The organism is Geodermatophilus sp. SYSU D01186, assembly GCF_054050215.1.
Genome location: NZ_JBJGYW010000010.1, coordinates 14,192 through 32,445, shown reverse-complemented (window position 1 = coordinate 32,445; position 18,254 = coordinate 14,192). Strand labels below are relative to the sequence as shown.

The following is an 18,254-nucleotide window of genomic DNA, read 5'->3' as shown; positions in this document are numbered from 1 at the left end:
GGATCACCGCAGGGTGGCCCGCAACGCCTCCAGCCCGGTCCAGTGGGGCCGCCACCCCAGCCGCTCCTTGGCGCGGGAGGTGTCCATGATCGCCGGCCGGCTCAGCGCCTCCACCCACTCGGCGACCGGCGGCAGGAACGGCAGCCGGGCCAGGGCGCGGGCGGTCAGCTGGGTGGGCGTGGCCGGCAGGGGGACGGGCAGCGCGCCGAGCTCGCGGACGACGTCGACCGCGGTGAGCACGCCGTCCCCGGCGATGTTGTAGGCCCCGGGCGGGCCGGCGCCGACGACGCACAGCTGCAGCGCGCGGCCGACGTCCTCCTCGTGGACGAACTGCACCGGCAGCTCGGGGACGAGGACGGGCAGCGGCAGCGGAAGCCGGCGGGGGTGGCCGAGCAGCCGCCGGCCCAGCGGCGCCAGTGGCCCGGGCAGCACCTGCTTGGCGCCGACCGCGTGCGGGCCGAGCACCACCGTCGGGCGCAGCAGGTACAGCGCCAGGTCCGGGGTGGCGGCCGCCTCGGCGTCGAGCAGGTGCTCGAGCTCGGCCTTCTCCCGGGCGTAGAACAGCCGGGCGGCCGGGCGCACCGGCCAGTCCTCGCCGATCCGCTCGGGGTTGTCCGCGTGCCAGCCGTAGGCGGCGACGGACGAGGCGTGCACGAACCGGCGGGCGCCGGCGTCGGCCGCGGCCCGGAAGACGGTGAGCGTGCCGTCGACGTTGATCGACCGCACCGTCCGTCGCGGGGCGTTGCCGGTGACGTGGAACGCCAGGTGGACGACGACGTCGGCGCCGGACAGCGCGGTCCGCATCGCGGCGGCGTCGCGGACGTCGGCCCGGCGGTACTCGACCTTGGTCCAGCCGTACTCGGCCGGGTCGAACGGCCGCCGGGCGATGCCGACGACGCGCCGGACCCGGTCGTCGGCCTGCAGCAGCGGCAGCAGCCCGGCCCCGAAGGTGCCGGTGGGGCCGGTGACGGCGACGGTCAGGTCGGTGTCAGGCGCGGGCATCTCCCACTCTCCCGGTCGTTCGTCAGGTCGCGGCCGAGGCGGCGGCGTCGCGGGCCGCGGCGACCAGCTCGTCGACCCCGCGGCGGATGCCGCGGGCCAGGACGTCGACGTCGGGGAAGGCGTCGAAGTCGGCGTTGATGCCGAAGGTCATCGTCTGCAGGTAGGAGAAGATGCCGATCGAGACGCGCATGCCGCCGGCGATCGGCACGTAGGCGTGCGCCGAGCACATCCGCCGGCCCAGCACGTAGAGGGGCACACGAGGGCCGGGCACGTTGGTGGTGACCGTCTGGCCGAGCACCTGGCCGGTCGCCAGCGCCGCCCGCACGCCCAGCGAGAGCAGCGTGGGCGCCACGAAGTCGCCCATCGCGATGATCGAGCGGGCGTCGACCGCCGCGAGGGTGCGCTTGTGGTCGTCCATCTGCCGGCGCACCGAGGCCAGCCGCGCCACCGGGTCGGGCTCGCCGACCGGCAGGTCCACGAAGACGGCGGAGATCCGGTTGTCCAGGGTGTTGCGCTCGCCGGCCTGGCGCACCGACACGGGCACCATCGAGCGCACCACCAGCTCGTCGCGCAGGTCGCCGCGCCGCTCCAGAAGGTCCCGGAAGCCACGGGTGATCCCGGCGAGGACGACGTCGTTGACGGTGCCGCCCAGCGCCGCGCGCACGCCCCTGAGCTCGGCCAGCTGCGCCTCGGTCCACGCCCAGCGCCGGTGCGGGCCGATCGGGCCGTTGAGCGACCGGGCGGTGGGGCCGGCGGCGCGGCGGGCGGCCGCCGGGAGGCCGGCCGCGAGCTGGCGGCCGGCGCGGACCGCGTCCTTGGACGCCTGCGTCAGGCTGCCGGCGCCCGGCAGCCGGGTGAACTGGCGCAGCGGGTGCGTGACGGCGTCCTGCACGGCGCCGGCGACGACCGAGAGGCTCGACGGGGTGCGTTGCGGCGTCCAGTCCTGGGGCTCGGCGTGGGTGGCGTCCGGGGTCAGGTCGAACACCAGCTGCATGAGGTCGGTGCCGGCGACGCCGTCGACCATGCAGTGGTGCACCTTGGAGATCAGGGCCCAGCGGCCGTTCTCCAGCCCCTCGACCAGGTAGAGCTCCCACAGCGGCTTGGCGAGGTCCAGGCGCTGGCCGAGGACGCGACCGGCGAGGTTGCGCAGCTGCTCGTCGCCACCCGGGCTCGGGACGGCGGTGTGCCGCACGTGGTAGAGGATCTGGAAGTGCGGGTCGTCGACCCACACCGGCCGGCCGAGCTGCAGGGGGACCTCCCGCACGCGCTGCCGGTAGCGGGGGACCAGGGACAGCTTGGCCAGCAGCAGCCGGACCACGTCGCCGTAGGAGGGGGCCGGGCCCTCGAACACCGACACCGACCCGACGTGCAGCGGCGTGTTCTCGCTCTCCGCGTAGTAGAAGCCGGCATCGGTCGGGCTCAAGCGGTCCACGGTCAGCTCCCCGCCTCTCGTCGTCCTCGCTGGGGGCTGCAAGCCGACCACGGTGGCGCCGGTCGCGTCCACCGGGACCGCGCGGGTCATCCCTCCCCGGGGCGAGGGCGGCCGGGGGCGGCGTCGCGGACCAGCCGGCGGGCGGCGTCCACCTCGCGGGCCACGGGGGCCAGCACCCCCTCGGCGTGGATCTCGGCGTCGTCCGGCGCGCGGTGGGCCTCGATGTCGGCCTCCAGCTCCCGGATGGCGCGGCGGAGGACGGCGACCTGCGCGAGGTCGGGCGCCGGCTCGCCCTGGCGGGTGGAGATCACGGCCTCGGTGACGGCGTCCGAGGTCCGCTCCAGCTGCACGATCACCGGCCAGAACGCCGCGGCGCGGGTGCTCACCGGCGGCGGCTCGGCCAGCCGGCGCTGCAGTTGGGTCTGCAGCTCGGTGAGGGCCCGGTAGTTGCGGCGGCGGGCGCGGCGCCGCTCGACGGGACCGCCGGTGAAGGCGGCCTCGACGAAGGCGTCGAGGGCCAGCGCGGCGTCGCGCAGCGCCTCGTCCAGCGGGGCCCGCCAGGTCTGCGGCCAGAGGAGGTAGCCGAAGACGAGCACGATCGCGCAGCCGATGAGGGTGTCCACCAGGCGGGCGCCGACCAGGCCCGGGTCGCTGGGCAGCGCGAGGTCGAGCAGCAGGATGATGACCGGCGTCTGGAAGACCGAGAACAGGCCGAAGTTCGCCGCCCGCGCCCAGGGCAGGACGGCGGCCGCCGCCGCCATGGCCACGAGCACCCAGCCGTTGCGGGGCAGCACCGCCAGCAGGGCCGAGCCGAGCAGGACGCCGAGCAGGGTGCCCGCACCGCGCTGCACGGCCCGGCCGAAGACCGACCCGTAGTCCGGCTTGAGCACGATCGCGACCGTCAGCAGCACCCAGTAGGGGCGCTGCACGGGCAGGTACTGCCGGGCGACCTCGGCGATCGTCATGCACAGCGCCAGGCGGAGGGCGAAGTCGCGGGTGTCCCGGCTGCCGAAGGTGCGGTCGACGAGCTCCCGCAGCCGGGTGCGCAGGTCCACCTGGGGGCGCGGGGCGGCGGCACCCGCCCGCTCCTCGGGGTCGCCGACGACGTTCCACACCAGCCGGACGCCGTGCCGCACCGCCCGGCGGGCCGGCGACCCGTCCTCCAGGGCCGGCGGGCGCTCGGCCGGCAGGTCGCGGGTGCCGTTGAGCGTCGCGGCCAGCGCGTGGACGGCGGTGACGTCCTGCGGGTCGGCCGGGACGCCGGCGCGGGCGGCGGCCACCGTCCCCTCGACCAGCGGCGCGGCCGCGTTGAGCACCCCGGCCAGCTCGGAGAGCTCCCGGCTGCGGCCCGCGGAGTGGCTGCGGCTGCGGATCACCCGGTCGTAGGCGGCGTTCAGCGCCGTGGTGAGGTCCCGCCGCGCGTCGTCCGACCGCGGGGTGCCGCTGGCCGTGAGCAGCTCGCCGATGCGGGTGAAGACGGCGGCGACGGCGGTGCGGTCGGGGTCGAGGACCTCGGTGCGGGCCTGGACCAGCGCGGTGAGCGTCGCCCAGGCGGCCCCGGCGAGGAAGAAGCCGATCTCCTGCGCCGTGGACAGCGCCGTGACCAGACCGGAGGAGAGCGCGGTGTACACGAGCAGCTGGAGGGCGCCCAGCGACAGCGCCGCGTTGATGCCGCTCACCAGCGCCGCGACGACCGACAGCAGCGCGATGACGACGACCGGCTGCCACCCGCCGCCGGTGGCGTACTGGCCGGCCAGCAGGCCGACGGTGCCGAAGCCGACCGCGGCGGCGATGCGGCGCAGCCGGTCCCGCAGCGGCCCGGCCTGGGGTGCGAGGGTCGTGACGAGCGCGCCCATGGTGCCGAACACGCCCGCCGCGAGGGCCGGCCCCGGCTGGACACCGCCGCCGACGACGACGGCCAGCGCGAGCGGGGCGGGGATGGAGACCGCGTACCGGACGACGTCGCGCCACGGCACCGGGGGGCGCTTGGTCCGCACCAGCTCCTCGAGCCACGCCGGTGCCCGCGGGCCCCTCTCCGCCACGGGTCCCGAGCTTTCCATCCCGGTCGGTGGCCCGCGTGCGCCGCTCCTCGGGCAGGCTGCCGCCGTGAGCGACGTCCCGGCGGTGCGGGTCGCGACCGCCGCCGACCTGCCCGGGCTTGCGGCGGTGGAGCTGGCCGCCGACGGGTTGTTCCGCGCCCGCGGCGTGCTCGACCTGCCGCCTCCACCCGCGGTGGAGGAGCGGGCGGCGGCCTGGCGGGTGCTCGTCGCGGGGCGGCCGGTCCTCGGGTTCGCCGTCCTGGAGCGGGTCGACGGCGACGTCCACCTGGAGCAGCTGTCGGTGCACCCCGGCGCGATGCGCCGGGGGATCGGGGCGGCCCTGCTGGCCGCGACCGTCGCGGCGGCCCGGGAGGCCGGCGCCCGGCGGGTCACCCTGCTCACCTACGCCGACGTCCCGTGGAACGCGCCCTGGTACGCCCGGCACGGCTGGCGGGAACTGCCGCACCCGGGGCCGGGACTGCGGGCGCTGCAGGACGCCGAGCGCGCGCTCGGCCTGGACCGGCACGGACGGCGGGTGGTGATGGCGCGGCCCGTGTCGCCGGCACCGACCCCATGATCGACAGGGGGAGGCGGGCGGCGCTCACCTACAGTCCGGCCGTGACCGTGACGCTGGGGGAGGTCGTCGCCGCCCTGGAGGCCCGCTACGACCCCGCGCTCGCCGAGGAGTGGGACGCCGTCGGGCTGGTCTGCGGGGACCCCGACGAGCCGGTGCAGCGGGTGCTGTTCGCCGTCGACCCCGTGGCGGCGGTCGTCGACGAGGTGGTCGAGACCGGGGCGCAGCTGCTGGTCACCCACCACCCACTGTTCCTCGGGGCCGTCCACGGGGTGCCGGCGAGCGACCCGAAGGGCCGCCTGGTGCACCGGCTGATCCGGGCCGGTGCGGGCCTCTTCGCCGCGCACACCAACGCCGACCGGGCGCCGGACTCCGGGGTCAACGACGCCCTCGCCGGCGCGGTCGGGCTCGTGGACGCCGTCCCGCTGCAGCCGACGCCCACCGACCCGCGGGCGGGACTGGGCCGCGTCGGCCGGCTGGCCGAGCCGATGTCGCTGCGCCGGTTCGCCGCCCACGTCGGGGCCGTCCTGCCGTACACCACGGGTGGCGTCCGCGCCGCCGGCGACCCCGACCGCCGCATCGAGAGGGTCGCCGTCTGCGGCGGCAGCGGGGGCTCGCTGCTCCCCGCCGCGGCCGCCGCCGGTGCCGACGTCCTCCTGACCAGCGACCTGCGGCACCACCCCGTCTCGGAGGCGCTCGAGACCAGCGGTCCGGCGCTGTGTGACGTGGCACACTTCGCCTCCGAGTGGCCCTGGCTGCCGGTCGCGGCGGACGTGCTCCACCACGACCTGTCCGGGCGGGTGGAGGTGGCCGTCTCCCGGCGCCGCACCGATCCCTGGACGTGGCACGCCGCGGGTGACGGGGACCCGGCCGCGGCTGCGGCCGGCTGAGGCCGAGGGGCCAGCCGACCCCTCGGGGGAGGGGGCCGGAGATGACGACCGCATCGACACCGCCCAGGGACGTCGCGCCCCGGCGCAGTGACCGCAGCCCGTGGAACTGGCTGCTGCTGGTCCCGATCGTGGTGCCGCTGATCGTGCCGCTCTACAACCGCGTCGAGCCGACCCTCTTCGGCTGGCCGTTCTTCTACTGGGCCCAGCTGGCGTTCGTCGCCGTCGGCGTCCTCACCACGGTCGTCGTCCACCGGGCGACGCGGCGGGGCAGGCCCGGGCGGGACACCGCGCGGGAGCCCGTCGCACGAGACCCGGAGCGCTGAGCCGTGGACGGGGTCAACGTCGTCGAGCTCGTCATCGTCGTCGTCCTCTTCCTCGTCGTCACCGTGATGGGGTTCGTCGCCGCGCGGTGGCGGCGCGCGGAGAGCCTCATGCACCTCGACGAGTGGGGTCTGGGCGGCCGCAGTTTCGGCTCCTGGATCACCTGGTTCCTGCTGGGCGGCGACCTCTACACCGCCTACACGTTCGTCGCCGTCCCGGCGCTCATGTTCGGCGCGGGCGCGGCGGGCTTCTTCGCCGTCCCCTACACGGTCGTGATCTACCCGCTGGTCTTCCTGGTGATCATCCGGCTGTGGTCGGTCAGCCACGTGCGCGGCTTCGTGACGCCGGCCGACTTCGTGCGCAGCCGGTTCGACTCCCCGACGATGGCGCTGCTCGTGGCCATCACGGGCATCGTCGCGACGATGCCCTACATCGCGCTGCAGCTGGTCGGGATCGAGGCCGTGCTCAAGGCGATGGGGGTGGAGGGCGAGCTGCCGCTGATCGTCGCGTTCGTCATCCTGGCGCTGTACACGTACAACTCCGGCCTGCGGGCGCCCGCGCTGATCGCCTTCGTCAAGGACACCCTGATCTACCTGACGATCATCGTCGCGGTGATCGTCATCCCGGTGGAGCTCGGGGGCTGGGAGGCGATCTTCGGCGCCGCGGAGGAGAAGTTCTCCGCCACGTCCGGTGTGCTGCTGCCGGCGTCGGGCCAGCTGGGCTACGCGACGCTGGCGCTGGGCTCGGCGCTCGCCCTCTTCCTCTACCCGCACTGCATCACCGGCGTGCTGGCCGCGAGCAGCCGCGACGTGCTCAAGCGCAACATGAGCGCGTTGCCGGCCTACAGCCTGGCGCTCGGCCTGATCGCGCTGCTGGGCTACATGGCCATCGCCGCGGGCGTGGAGCCGATCGGCGGAGACGGCAACACCGTCGTCCCCGTGCTGTTCCAGGAGATGTTCCCCAGCTGGTTCGCCGGCATCGCGTTCGCGGCCGTGGGCATCGGCGCGCTGGTCCCGGCCGCCATCATGTCGATCGCGGCGGCGAACCTGTTCACCCGCAACATCTACAAGGAGTACCTGAAGAAGGACGCCACCCCGCACCAGGAGGCCCAGGTCGCCAAGGTGACCTCGCTGGTGGTGAAGGTCGGCGCGGTGGCCGCGATCCTCTTCATCGACCCGCAGTTCTCGATCGACCTGCAGCTGATCGGCGGGGTGATCATCCTGCAGACGCTGCCCGCGGTGGCGCTGGGCCTCTACACGCGGTGGCTGCACCGCGGCGGGCTCGTCGCCGGCTGGGCGGCCGGCATGGCCGCGGGTCTGCTCATGCTCTACAACATCCCGCGGCTGGGGCCGGACGGCGCGATCGTCCGGGAGCACTTCGGTGGGTCGTCGTTCCCGCTGGCGAAGCTGGGCCTGGACACGACGTGGAGCGTGTACGCCGGCATCCTCGCGCTGCTGGTCAACCTGCTCGTCGCCGTCCTGGTCACCCTGGCGCTGCGCGCGGCGAAGGTGGACGACGGCGTCGACGGGACCGCGGAGACCGACTACACCGCCGAGCGGGAGGACCCGACCGTCCGCGACCTGCCCGACCCGCTGGCGTCCGCGCCTCCGGGAGCGCCGGGGGAGCCCTCCGGGCGGAGGTAGTCGGAGGACTCCCCGTGGCCGGGGCGGTGCCCCGGTAGTTTGGCCGGGTGAAGGCCGACCACTTCGACCAGCAGAAGCTGCTCGTCCTCGCCGCCGAGGACGTCGCGCTGTCCCAGCTGGCCCACCGCGGGCGCACGCTGCCGGAACTGGCCGCGGTCGACAGCGCGGCCGAGGCCGAGCGGGAGTTCGCCGAGCAGGTGGTGCGCGCCGAGACCGAGGTGCGCGACCTGCAGCGCGACGTCAAGCGGCTGGAGGGCGACGTCGACACCGTCCGTCAGCGCGCGGCCAAGGACCAGAAGCTGCTGGACTCCGGCAGCGTCGCCGCCAAGCAGATGACCGACCTGCAGCACGAGCTGGACTCGCTGGCGCGCCGCCAGTCCGACCTCGAGGACCAGGAGCTCGAGCTCATGGAGCAGCTCGAGACCGCCGAGGCCACGCTGGCCCGCGCCCAGGAGGGCCGGGCGAAGGCGGTGGCCGACCGGGAGCGGGCCGAGCAGCTCCGCGACGACGCCCTCGCCGACATCGCCGAGGGCACCACCCGGCACGAGGCCGCCCGGAGCGCCGCCGCGGCCGCCGTCCCGGCCGACCTGCTGGCGCTGTACGAGCGGATCCGCACCCAGACCGGCGGCACCGGCGCGGCGATGCTCAAGGCCCGCCAGTGCCAGGGCTGCCGGCTGGAGCTGTTCGGCCGCGAGCTCGCCGCCGTCCGCAACGCCGACCCGCACGAGGTCGTCCGCTGCGACAACTGCGGCCGGATCCTCGTGCGCACCGCGGAGAGCGGGCTGTGAGCCGCAAGGTCATCGTCGAGGCCGACGGCGGCTCACGGGGCAACCCCGGTCCGGCGGGCTACGGCGCGCTGGTCCGCGACGCGCGTACCGGGAAGGTGCTCGCCGAGCGGGCCGAGTCGGTCGGCCGGGCCACCAACAACGTCGCGGAGTACGGCGGCCTGGTCGCCGGGCTGCAGGCCGTCCTGGACCTGGACCCGAGCGCCGAGGTGGAGGTCCGCATGGACTCCAAGCTCGTCGTGGAGCAGATGTCGGGTCGCTGGAAGGTGAAGCACCCCGACATGCAGAAGCTGGCGCTGCAGGCCCAGCAGATCGCCCGGCAGCTCGGCGGCGTCCGCTACACGTGGGTGCCGCGGGCGCAGAACAGTGCCGCCGACGCCCTCGCCAACAGCGCGATGGACGGCCGCCCCGTGCGCCGCGACCTCGCCGCCGAGCCGGCGACGACCGAGGACGACGTCCAGCCGGTCGCCGCGCCCGCGCCGGCCGTCACCACGGTCACGCACCTGCTGCGCCACGGCCGCACCGAGCACACCCCCGAGCGTCGGTACAGCGGCCGCAACGACCTGCCGCTGTCGGCGACCGGGCGCGCCGAGGCCCAGGCCGCCGCCAAGCGGGCCGAGGAGCTGGGCATCGAGGTCGTCGTCTCCTCGCCCCTGCGGCGCGCGCGCGAGACCGCGGAGATCGTGGCCGGGGCGCTGGGGCTGCCGGTACAGGTCGACGACGACCTGGTGGAGCTGGACTTCGGCCGGCTCGAGGGGCTCACCGCCGACGAGGCGCGCGCCCAGCACCCGCTGGCCACCCGCCGGTTCTCCGAGGGCGTCACGGTCGCGGCCCCGGGCGGGGAGTCGGTGGCCGACGTCAGCGTCCGGGTGGGGCGGGCCCGCGCCCGGGTCCTGCGCGAGCACGCCGGGAAGACGGTGCTCGTCGTCAGCCACGTGACGCCGATCAAGCTGCTGCTCGCGGCCGGCCTCGACGTGCCCGACGACGTCGTCCACCGGGTGTTCCTCGAGGCGGCGTCCTTCTGCACCGTCGCGTGGAGCTCCGACGGGCGTTCCGCCGTCCGGCTGGTCAACGACACGAGCCACCTGCGCTGAGCCGGCTCCCCGGCCGGGAAGGGGCGGTCGGGGAGCGGCGTTGCACGAGGTGCCCCGCACCACACTCGGCCACCGGTGCGGTGGATCATGGTGCTGCACGCCCACACCCGAGGAGTTCCGTGACCGCCACCATCGCGCCCGCCACGTCCGCCGTCGTCGGTGACGAGCGCACCCTGTCGTCCGCCGAGTACGAGAGCTGGGCGGCCGAGGTGCGCCGGCTGGCCGACGAGCGCGGCGCGGTGATCCTGGCGCACAACTACCAGGTGCCCGAGATCCAGGACGTCGCCCACTTCACCGGCGACTCCCTGTACCTGTCGCGGGTCGCGGCGCAGACCGACGCCCGCGAGATCGTCTTCTGCGGCGTCCACTTCATGGCCGAGACGGCGAAGATCCTCTCGCCGGACAAGACCGTGCTGCTGCCCGACCACGCCGCCGGTTGCTCCCTGGCCGACTCGATCACCGCCGAGCAGCTGCGCGAGTGGAAGGCCCAGCACCCCGGCGCGGTCGTCGTCAGCTACGTGAACACCACCGCGGCGGTCAAGGCCGAGACCGACATCTGCTGCACGTCGTCCAACGCCGCCGACGTGATCCGGTCCATCCCGGCCGAGAAGGAGATCCTCTTCTGCCCCGACCAGTTCCTCGGCGCGCACGTCAAGCGCGTCACCGGGCGGGAGAACATCCACATCTGGGCCGGTGAGTGCCACGTGCACGCCGGCATCAGCCCCTCCGACGTGCGCGCGCAGGTGGCCGCGCACCCGGACGCCGAGATCCTCGTGCACCCCGAGTGCGGCTGCACCACCTCGGTGCTGGACCTGGTCAGCCACGGCGACCTGCCGGCCGAGCGCACGCGGGTGCTCTCGACCGGCGGCATGGTCGAGGAGGCGGCGAGGACGTCGGCGAGGCAGGTGCTGGTCGCCACCGAGGTCGGCATCCTGCACCAGCTGCGGGCGCTCAACAGCGGCACGCAGTTCATCCCGATGAACGACCGCGCCGCCTGCCGCTACATGAAGATGATCACGCCGGAGAAGCTGCTGCAGACGCTGCGCACCGGGGAGGGCGCCGTGGACGTCGACCCCGGGACCGCGGCCCGGGCTCGGCGGGCCGTCGAGGCGATGATCGCGATCGGCGAGCCCGGCCGCGGCGGGGAGTAGGAGAAGGACCCCCTGCCCCCCACCGCTCGCAGGCTCGCGGCGGGCGGGACCCTGCAGGGGGCCGGGGACCGGAGGTGGGCTCGTCGGCCGGCGGTCAGTTGCGGACGGCGGTGGAGAGGTCGGCGACGATCGCCCGGAAGGTGCGGGTGTCCACCTCGTCGTCGACGGTGACCCGCACGATGTCGGACACCTGCTGCTCGGAGGTGGGCCGGACGGCGGCCACGCGGGCGGCGGCGACCAGGTGCAGCCGCTGCGCCCGGGCGGCGGGGCTCTCGGGGGCGGTCGGGACCGGGGGGAGTCGGTTCTCGCGCATGGGCCGACGGTAGGCAGCCGGAGCCGCCCGGCGGGGCACCGCGAGCGCGTGTCCGCGGTGCCGGTGGACCCGTCCGTCACACGCGTCAGCGGGGTCAGACCCGTAACGCCGCTCACAACGCCGCCCGTGCCCCGTGGAGACAGGGTCAGATGCGGGTGAACAGGTAGCCCGAGACGGCGACGCCGAAGACGACGATGAACACCCGCAGCGGGGTCGCCGGGATGCGCCGGGCGATCCGCGCGCCGACGAACCCGCCCAGCAGGCTGGCCGGGGCGGCGACGGCGACCACGAGCCAGTCCACCGGTCCCCAGATGCCGAAGACGACGAGGGTGACCGTGGCGGTGACCGCCGACAGCGCCGACTTCAGCGCGTTGGCCAGCCCGAGCCGGTGCAACCCCACCCCGAGGACGCCGACGAGGATGACCCCGAGCGCGCCGCCGAAGTACCCGCCGTAGACGGTGGCCAGGAACAGCGCCGCGTACAGCCACCACGGGTCGCGGCGGGGGGCGCCGTCCTCGGCCCCACGCAGCTGCCGGGTGAGCAGCGGCTGCACCGCCAGCAGCAGGCTGGCCAGCAGGACCAGCACGGGGACGACGACGTCGAAGGCCTCGGTGGGGGTGGTCAGCAGCAGCACGCTGCCGGCCGTGCCGCCGAGCAGCGCGACCAGCCCGAACCGCAGCAGCCGCCCGCGCTGGCCGGCGTACTCGCGGCGGAAGCCCAGCATCCCGCCGAGGTAGCCGGGCCACTGGGCGATCGAGTTGGTGACGTTCGCGGCGACCGTGCCCAGCCCGAGCGCCACCAGGGTGGGGAACAGGATCAGCGACCCGCCACCGGCGACGGAGTTGATGACACCGGCGACGAGGGCGACGCCCGCCGTGATGGCCAGGTCGAGGGCGGACACGGACGGCGAGCCTACGGTGGGCCGGTGGGACTCCCGGGCAGGGCGAGGGTGCTGCTGGCCGCGCTGGGCGGGTCGGGCGTGCTGCACCTGGTGCGGCCGCGGACCTTCGAGTGGCTGGTACCGCCCGAGCTCGGCGACGCGCACACCTGGGTGACCGCCACGGGCGTGGCCGAGATCGGGGCAGCGGCGCTGATGGCCGTCCCGCGGACCCGCCGGCTCGGGGGCTGGACCGCCGCGGCGCTGCTGGTCGGCTTCGTCCCGGCGCACCTGCACACGTTCCGGGTGGTGCCGCACCGGCCGGTGCCGCTGGCGCTGGCCGCCGTCCGGCTGCCGGTCCAGTGGCCCCTGGTGCGCGTGGCGCTGCGGGTGGCGCGGGAGCGGTGAACTCCACGGCGAGCGGTCGGTTGCACTCTGCACCGGCAGGGCACCCTGGGCCGGTGCGCACGTGGCTGCCGCTGGTCGCGATCTGTACCGGCACCTTCATCCTGCTGATCGACATCACGATCGTGAACGTCGCCCTGCCCGCCCTGGCGACGGACCTGTCGACGTCCTTCGACCAGCTGCAGTGGGTGGTCGACGTCTACGCGCTGGCCCTGGCCGCACTGGTGCTCGGCGCCGGCTCGGTCGCCGACCTCTACGGACGCCGCCGCGTGTTCCTGATCGGCCTGGTCGTGTTCGCGTTCGCCTCCCTGGCCTGCGGGCTGGCGCCGAGCGCGGGCTGGCTGGTGGCGGCCCGGGGGCTGCAGGGCGTCGGCGGGGCGGCGATGTTCGCGACCACGATCGCGCTGATCAACGACAGCTACGAGGGCCGCGACCGGGGGACGGCGTTCGGCGTGTGGGGCGCGGTGGTCGGTGCGGCCGCGGCGCTGGGGCCGATCGTCGGCGGTGCCCTCACCGAACTGTCGTGGCGCTGGATCTTCTTCGTCAACCTGCCGGTGTGCGCGTTCGCCGTGGTGCTGACCCTCGCCGTCGTCGGTGAGTTCCGGCAGTCGGCGGCACCGCGGCCCGACGTCCTCGGGATCGCGCTGTTCACCGCCGGTGCCGGAGGGGTCGTCTACGGGCTGGTCGAGGCCGCCGCCGCGGGCTGGGGGGAGCCGCAGGCGTGGGGGCCGCTGGCCGGTGGCCTCGCCGTCCTCGCGCTGTGGGTCGCGGTGGAGCTGCGCCAGAAGGCGCCGATGCTCGACGTCCGGCTGTTCGCGAACCGGTCGTTCACCGGGATCATGATCGGCGCCCTGCTGCTGAACCTGTCCGCGTTCTCCGAGCTGGTCTACGCCTCGCTGTGGCTGCAGTCGATCGAGGGCCTGTCGCCGCTGCGGGCCGGGCTGGTGTTCATCCCGCTGTCGTTCATGAGCTTCGCCGTCGCCGCCGGCACCGGACGGTTCCTGCAGACCCGGTCGCCGCGGCTGGTGCTCGGGTCGGGGCTGGTCCTCATCGGGATCGGCGCGCTGCTGTTGGCGTTCGTGGACGCCGGCTCGAGCTGGACGGTGCTGGTCCCCGGCCTGGCCGTCATGGGCATCGGGGTGGGGGCGTCCAACCCGACGCTGGCCTCGGCCGCGCTGGCCGCGGTGCCGCGCGAGCGCAGCGGCATGGCCTCCGGCGCGGTCAACACCGCCCGCCAGCTGGGCCTGGCGGTGGGGGTGTCGATCCTCGGTGCGGTGTTCACCGCGTCCGCGGGGGCGACGCTGCGCGACGGCGGGGTGCCCGACCCCGCGGGGACGGCGGCGGCGCTCTCCGGCGGGCAGGCCCCGGCGATCCTGGCCGGCGCCGACCCGGCCGCCCGACCCGCGCTGGGCGAGCTGGTCTCCGCCGCCTACGCCGACGGGCTGCGCGACGCGTTCCTCGCCTGCGGCGCGGCGGGCCTGCTGGGCGGCCTGCTGGTGTTCTGGCTGGTGCGCGCCGGGGCGCCGGCCGCGCACCGGCAGGCGGCCCCGGAGGCCGGCCGGGAGCCCTCCCCGGCACGATGACCGGATGACCGACATCGTCCTCGTCCACGGCGCCTGGCACGGGGCCTGGTGCTGGCGGCGGGTGCTGCCGCTGCTCTGGGCCGCCGGGCACCACGTCGTCCCGGTGACCCTGTCCGGGCTGGGGGAGCGGGCCGCCGCCCTGTCACCGGCGACGACGCTCGACACCCACGTGCAGGACGTCGTGAGCGCCGTCCGGGCCGAGGAGTGCCGGGACGCGGTCCTGGTCGGCCACAGCTACGGCGGCATGGTGGTCACCGGGGCGGCCGACCGGCTGGGGAACGAGGTGCGGCGGCTGGTCTACGTCGACGCCGTCGTCCCGACGCCCGGGGAGAGCTGGTCGACCCGCAACCCGCCGGAGGCGCAGGCGGAGCGGCGGGCGGCGGTCGCGCGCGACGGGGTGATCCCGCCACCGCCGGCGTCGGTGTTCGGGCTCACCGGGGAGGACGCCGCGTGGGTCGACCGGCGGCAGACCCCGCAGCCCGGCGGCGTCTACGACGACCCCCTGCACTTCGACGCCGCGCGGTGGGCGGCCCGCCCTCGGACGTTCGTCGACTGCACCTCCCCGCCGCTGCCGACCATCGAGCCGTCGCGGCGGCTGGTGCGCGAGCAGCCCGGCTGGGAGGTCGTGGAGCTGGCCACCGGGCACGACCCGATGGTCAGCGCGCCGGAGGAGCTGGCCGCCGTGCTGCTGGAGGTCGCCGGGCGCCGATGAGTTCCGGCCCGCCGCCGAGTCGGATCGGGCATGGGACAGGTGGTCATCACCCAGAACAGCACCCTGGACGGCGTGGTCGAGGCCCTCGACGGGTGGTTCGACCCGCAGGGGGACGAGGAGGACACCGCCGACGTCCTCGCGGTCGTGCAGCAGCAGATGGCCGGCCAGACCGGCTTCCTGGTCGGCCGGCGGACGTTCGAGGCCATGCGCGGCTTCTGGCCGGCCCGGACCGACGACCGGACGGGGATCACCCGGCACCTGGACGGGGTCCGGAAGTTCGTCGTCTCCCGGACCCTCGGAGAGCCGGGGTGGGCGAACACGCGCGTGCTGTCCGGCGACCCCGTCGAGGAGGTGCGCGCGCTGCGGGCCGCGCACGACGGCGAGATCGGCGTGACCGGCAGCATCACGCTGTGCCACGCGCTGATCGGGGCGGGGCTGGTCGACGAGTACCGGCTGTTCGTCTTCCCCCGCGTGCTGGGCCGCGGCCGCCGGCTGTTCCCCGACGGCGTCGACGTCCCGCTGGAGCGGATCGGCGCGCAGGAGTTCCGCGCCGGGACGACGCTGCTGACCTACCGGCCGACGGCCGGCTGACGGGACACTGCCGCCATGCCGACCCAGCCCATGCCCGCCGACTGGCAGCGGGCCCTCGTCGTGGCCGCCCACCCCGACGACATCGAGTACGGCCTCGCCGCCGCGGTCGCCGTCTGGACCGCGGCCGGCAAGGAGGTCCACTACCTGCTGGCGACCCGCGGGGAGGCGGGCATGGCAGGCGTGCCGCCGGAGGAGGCGGGGCGCCTGCGCGAGGAGGAGGAACGCCGGTCGGCCGCCGCGGTCGGGGTCAGTGAGGTCGAGTTCCTCGGCCTGCGCGACGGCCGGCTGGTCGAGGGGCTGGACCTCCGGCGGGCCATCGCGGGGGCCATCCGGCGCCACCGGCCGGAGCTCGTGGTCACCGGCTACTTCGGCCCGACGTGGACGCCGCCCGGCCTGTCGCCCGCGTACGTGAACTCCGCCGACCACCGGGCGCTGGGGCAGAGCGTGCTCGACGCGGTCGCCGACGCGGGGAACGAGTGGATCTTCCCGGAGCTGACCGAGCCGCGATGGGGCGGTGTGCAGTACATCGCGGTGAGCGAGATGCTGGACCCGCCGCACGAGGTGGACGTCGGCGACCAGGTGGACGCCGCGGTCGCCTCCCTCTGCGAGCACCGCCGGTACCTCGAGCTGATCTCGACCGACCCCGTCGAGGAGCAGGCACGTCAGATCGTCGACATGGCGACCCTCACCGAGGACGGCCGACGGCGGGTCGGGTTCCGCCTCTACTGGGGCTGACGGCCTCGTCCGTCCCCTGACCCGGGCCGTTCACTAGACTGGGGTCACGACGGACGAGTCGGCTGGGCGGTCGCGTCGGCGGGAGAGACCCCGTCGCCGAGGAACGTCCGGGCTCCACAGGGCAGGGTGGTCGCTAACGGCGACCCGGGGTGACCCGCGGGACAGTGCCACAGAGAACAGACCGCCAGCGCGTGCGCTGGTAAGGGTGAAACGGCGGTGTAAGAGACCACCGCACACCGGGTGACCGGTGTGGCTCGGTAAACCCCACCCGGAGCAAGGTCGAGAGGGACGGCGGTCGCACCGCCGTCCTGCGCAGGCGTTCGAGGGTTGCCCGCCCGATGCCTGCGGGTGGACCGCTGGAGCCTGCCGGCAACGGCAGGCCTAGATGGATGACCGCCCATCGGGAGGCCGCGAGGCACCCGGGGACAGAACCCGGCGTACAGGCCGACTCGTCCGTCGTCCCCCGCTGACCAGCGCTTCTGCAGCCTCCGGTTGCAGCGGCAACGCGCGGCACGCTCCGTCAAGCCCCCAGCACGCGTAGTCGTACGACCCCGCATCTGGGGGTGCTCCGCCTCCCGGCCGGGAGGCAGCGTGACCCCCGCGACGGGTCGCTCGCCTCTCCCCCGTGGGCGAGCGGCCCGTCGCACCCGAACCGCGCGAGGGGGACGTCGATGGTCTGGTGGATGTGGCCGCTCCTGGCGTGGCTGCCCTTGTCCGCCGCGCTGTGGTCCGGCTGGCGATGGGCCACCGCGAGCGCGGAGGAACCTGAGGAGCACCGGGCGCCTCGGGCGTCGGCCGCCGGGTGGGCCGATGCCGGTGCTGTCCGGGAGCGGCCCACGCAGGGGAGCCGTCGAGCCCGTCCGATCGGCTGATCGACGCGGCCGCGGACCGGCTTCACGCGGAGGAGGGCGGGGAGCCTCCGCCGGCCGCCCGGCGGACCGTCGCCCGCCACCGGGACGGCGTGACGCCGAACCGGGTGCGGAACCACCGCGAGAAGGCGCTCGGCGCGGTGAACCCGAGCAGGTGGGCGACGTCGGTCAGCGTGTGGCGGTCGTCGGCCAGGTAGCGCTCGGCCAGCGCGGCCCGCCGCGCGTTCACGATCCCGGTGAAGCTCTCGTCCTGGGCGGCCAGCCGGCGGTGCATGGTCCGCTCGGTCATGCCGAGGCTGCGGGCGACCTGCGAGGTCGAGCACCGGCCCAGCGGCAGCAGCACCTCGACGTGCTCCCGGACCCGTTCGGCGACCGTCGCGCCCCGCGGTGCGGGGATCGACCGCAGGAACTGCCGGGCGTAGGGCCGCAGCAGCGGGTCGGCCACCGCGTTCGGGGCGTCCAGCTGGTCGGCGTAGAACACCAGCCCGGTGAACGGGTGGTCGAACCGCAGCCGTGGGCCGAAGGTGGCGTGGTGCGTCCGGAGCACCTCCGGCGGCGGGTGCGCGAAGCACACGGCCAGCGGCTCCCAGCCCCGGCCCAGCAGCTCGCCGATGATGCCGTGCAGGGCCGCCGTCGCCAGTTCCAGGGACTGGCGGACGGGCGCCGGCTCGGTGAACTCCAGCCACAGCCGGATCGTCGCGAGGCCGTTTGCCTCGTCCAGCCGCAGGTGCAGGGCCTCGTTGTAGCTGCGCTCGTAGCCGCCCAGCAGGGCCAGGGCGCTGCGCAGGTCGGGCTCCTGCCGGAGCACCACGCTGAGCGGGCCGAGCGTGGCGAGCCGTCGGCGGGCGGCCAGCAGGAGCCCGAGGTCCTCGTGCCCGGACCGGTCCGCGGACAGCTGCAGCAGCCGCGCGACGTCGGCGGCGGGGATCCACTTCTCCGGGGTCGCGAGATCGGCCACGTCCAGCCCCACGCTCCCCAGCAACCCGACCGGGTCGAGGCCGAGGGAGCGGGCGAGTTCGACGTAGCCGTCGAGCGTGGCGGCGCGGACGCACGGGCGCATCCCGATCACCCCCTGAAGGATGTCCGAAGACGCTAAGGCATCTGTCCGGATCGGTACAGCTCGCCGGCTCTCCTCCCGCCATCGTTGACCTCGTTCGAAGCGACCCGATGGGCCCACGAGCGGACGACGGAACCGTCGCCGCGCGCCTCGCGGTCATCGCAGTTCCCACGCATCGGCG

Annotated in this window: 18 protein-coding genes and 1 other RNA gene; 13 read left to right on the top strand and 6 right to left on the bottom strand. The window is 75.2% G+C overall.

The window, feature by feature from the left end; translation table 11 throughout:
• Positions 1-3: 3 nt before the first annotated feature.
• From ACI784_RS09590 to ACI784_RS09580, 3 genes are all read right to left on the bottom strand, one after another.
• Positions 4-1,002, bottom strand: a complete 999-nt coding sequence (locus ACI784_RS09590; RefSeq protein ID WP_456923547.1) for an NAD-dependent epimerase/dehydratase family protein — start codon at positions 1,000-1,002, stop codon at positions 4-6.
• 22 nt (positions 1,003-1,024) lie between these two features.
• Positions 1,025-2,434, bottom strand: a complete 1,410-nt coding sequence (locus ACI784_RS09585; RefSeq protein WP_457013305.1) for a WS/DGAT/MGAT family O-acyltransferase — start codon at positions 2,432-2,434, stop codon at positions 1,025-1,027.
• Positions 2,435-2,520: 86 nt separating this feature from the next.
• Positions 2,521-4,431, bottom strand: a complete 1,911-nt coding sequence (locus ACI784_RS09580; protein WP_457013304.1) for an FUSC family protein — start codon at positions 4,429-4,431, stop codon at positions 2,521-2,523.
• Positions 4,432-4,540: 109 nt separating this feature from the next.
• Here ACI784_RS09580 and ACI784_RS09575 point away from each other — a divergent pair, with 109 nt between their 5' ends.
• From ACI784_RS09575 to nadA, 7 genes are all read left to right on the top strand, one after another.
• A complete protein-coding gene (locus ACI784_RS09575; protein WP_457013303.1) occupies positions 4,541-5,050 on the top strand; it encodes a GNAT family N-acetyltransferase in 510 nt (169 codons plus the stop codon).
• 41 nt (positions 5,051-5,091) lie between these two features.
• A complete protein-coding gene (locus ACI784_RS09570) occupies positions 5,092-5,937 on the top strand; it encodes a Nif3-like dinuclear metal center hexameric protein (protein ID WP_457013302.1) in 846 nt (281 codons plus the stop codon).
• A 41-nt stretch (positions 5,938-5,978) separates the two neighbouring features.
• Complete coding sequence (locus tag ACI784_RS09565) at positions 5,979-6,260, top strand: DUF3311 domain-containing protein (RefSeq protein ID WP_457013301.1); 282 nt, start codon at positions 5,979-5,981, stop codon at positions 6,258-6,260.
• A gap of 3 nt (positions 6,261-6,263) precedes the next feature.
• Positions 6,264-7,901 (top strand): monocarboxylate uptake permease MctP, encoded by a 1,638-nt coding sequence (gene mctP, locus ACI784_RS09560; protein ID WP_456923541.1) that lies wholly within the window; start codon positions 6,264-6,266, stop codon positions 7,899-7,901.
• Positions 7,902-7,948: 47 nt separating this feature from the next.
• A complete protein-coding gene (locus ACI784_RS09555) occupies positions 7,949-8,689 on the top strand; it encodes a zinc ribbon domain-containing protein (RefSeq protein ID WP_456923540.1) in 741 nt (246 codons plus the stop codon).
• Positions 8,686-9,780 (top strand): bifunctional RNase H/acid phosphatase, encoded by a 1,095-nt coding sequence (locus tag ACI784_RS09550; protein WP_457013300.1) that lies wholly within the window; start codon positions 8,686-8,688, stop codon positions 9,778-9,780. The genes ACI784_RS09555 and ACI784_RS09550 overlap by 4 nt, the downstream gene beginning before the upstream one ends.
• A 119-nt stretch (positions 9,781-9,899) precedes the next feature.
• Positions 9,900-10,931: a quinolinate synthase NadA gene (gene nadA, locus ACI784_RS09545; RefSeq protein ID WP_456923538.1), complete on the top strand. Its 1,032-nt coding sequence runs from the start codon at positions 9,900-9,902 to the stop codon at positions 10,929-10,931.
• 94 nt (positions 10,932-11,025) lie between these two features.
• Here the strand turns inward: nadA and ACI784_RS09540 are convergent, their stop codons facing one another.
• Positions 11,026-11,244: a hypothetical protein gene (locus tag ACI784_RS09540; protein ID WP_456923537.1), complete on the bottom strand. Its 219-nt coding sequence runs from the start codon at positions 11,242-11,244 to the stop codon at positions 11,026-11,028.
• Between the two features lie 145 nt (positions 11,245-11,389).
• Positions 11,390-12,145 (bottom strand): sulfite exporter TauE/SafE family protein, encoded by a 756-nt coding sequence (locus tag ACI784_RS09535; RefSeq protein WP_457013299.1) that lies wholly within the window; start codon positions 12,143-12,145, stop codon positions 11,390-11,392.
• A gap of 24 nt (positions 12,146-12,169) precedes the next feature.
• Here ACI784_RS09535 and ACI784_RS09530 point away from each other — a divergent pair, with 24 nt between their 5' ends.
• The 6 genes from ACI784_RS09530 (at position 12,170) to rnpB (ending at position 16,603) form a co-directional block, all read left to right on the top strand.
• Complete coding sequence (locus ACI784_RS09530) at positions 12,170-12,529, top strand: DoxX family protein (RefSeq protein ID WP_457013298.1); 360 nt, start codon at positions 12,170-12,172, stop codon at positions 12,527-12,529.
• A 53-nt stretch (positions 12,530-12,582) separates the two neighbouring features.
• Positions 12,583-14,109 (top strand): MFS transporter, encoded by a 1,527-nt coding sequence (locus ACI784_RS09525; protein WP_457013297.1) that lies wholly within the window; start codon positions 12,583-12,585, stop codon positions 14,107-14,109.
• A gap of 4 nt (positions 14,110-14,113) precedes the next feature.
• Positions 14,114-14,821, top strand: a complete 708-nt coding sequence (locus ACI784_RS09520; RefSeq protein WP_457013296.1) for an alpha/beta fold hydrolase — start codon at positions 14,114-14,116, stop codon at positions 14,819-14,821.
• A gap of 30 nt (positions 14,822-14,851) precedes the next feature.
• Positions 14,852-15,412: a dihydrofolate reductase family protein gene (locus ACI784_RS09515; RefSeq protein WP_457013295.1), complete on the top strand. Its 561-nt coding sequence runs from the start codon at positions 14,852-14,854 to the stop codon at positions 15,410-15,412.
• A 15-nt stretch (positions 15,413-15,427) separates the two neighbouring features.
• Positions 15,428-16,147, top strand: a complete 720-nt coding sequence (locus ACI784_RS09510; RefSeq protein ID WP_457013294.1) for a PIG-L deacetylase family protein — start codon at positions 15,428-15,430, stop codon at positions 16,145-16,147.
• Between the two features lie 54 nt (positions 16,148-16,201).
• An RNA gene (gene rnpB, locus ACI784_RS09505) (RNase P RNA component class A) lies at positions 16,202-16,603 on the top strand.
• 438 nt (positions 16,604-17,041) lie between these two features.
• Here rnpB and ACI784_RS09500 read toward each other — a convergent pair.
• The gene (locus tag ACI784_RS09500; RefSeq protein WP_457013368.1) at positions 17,042-18,076 is read right to left on the bottom strand and encodes an AraC family transcriptional regulator; all 1,035 of its coding nucleotides are present in this window, start codon (positions 18,074-18,076) and stop codon (positions 17,042-17,044) included.
• Between the last annotated feature and the right edge of the window lie 178 nt (positions 18,077-18,254).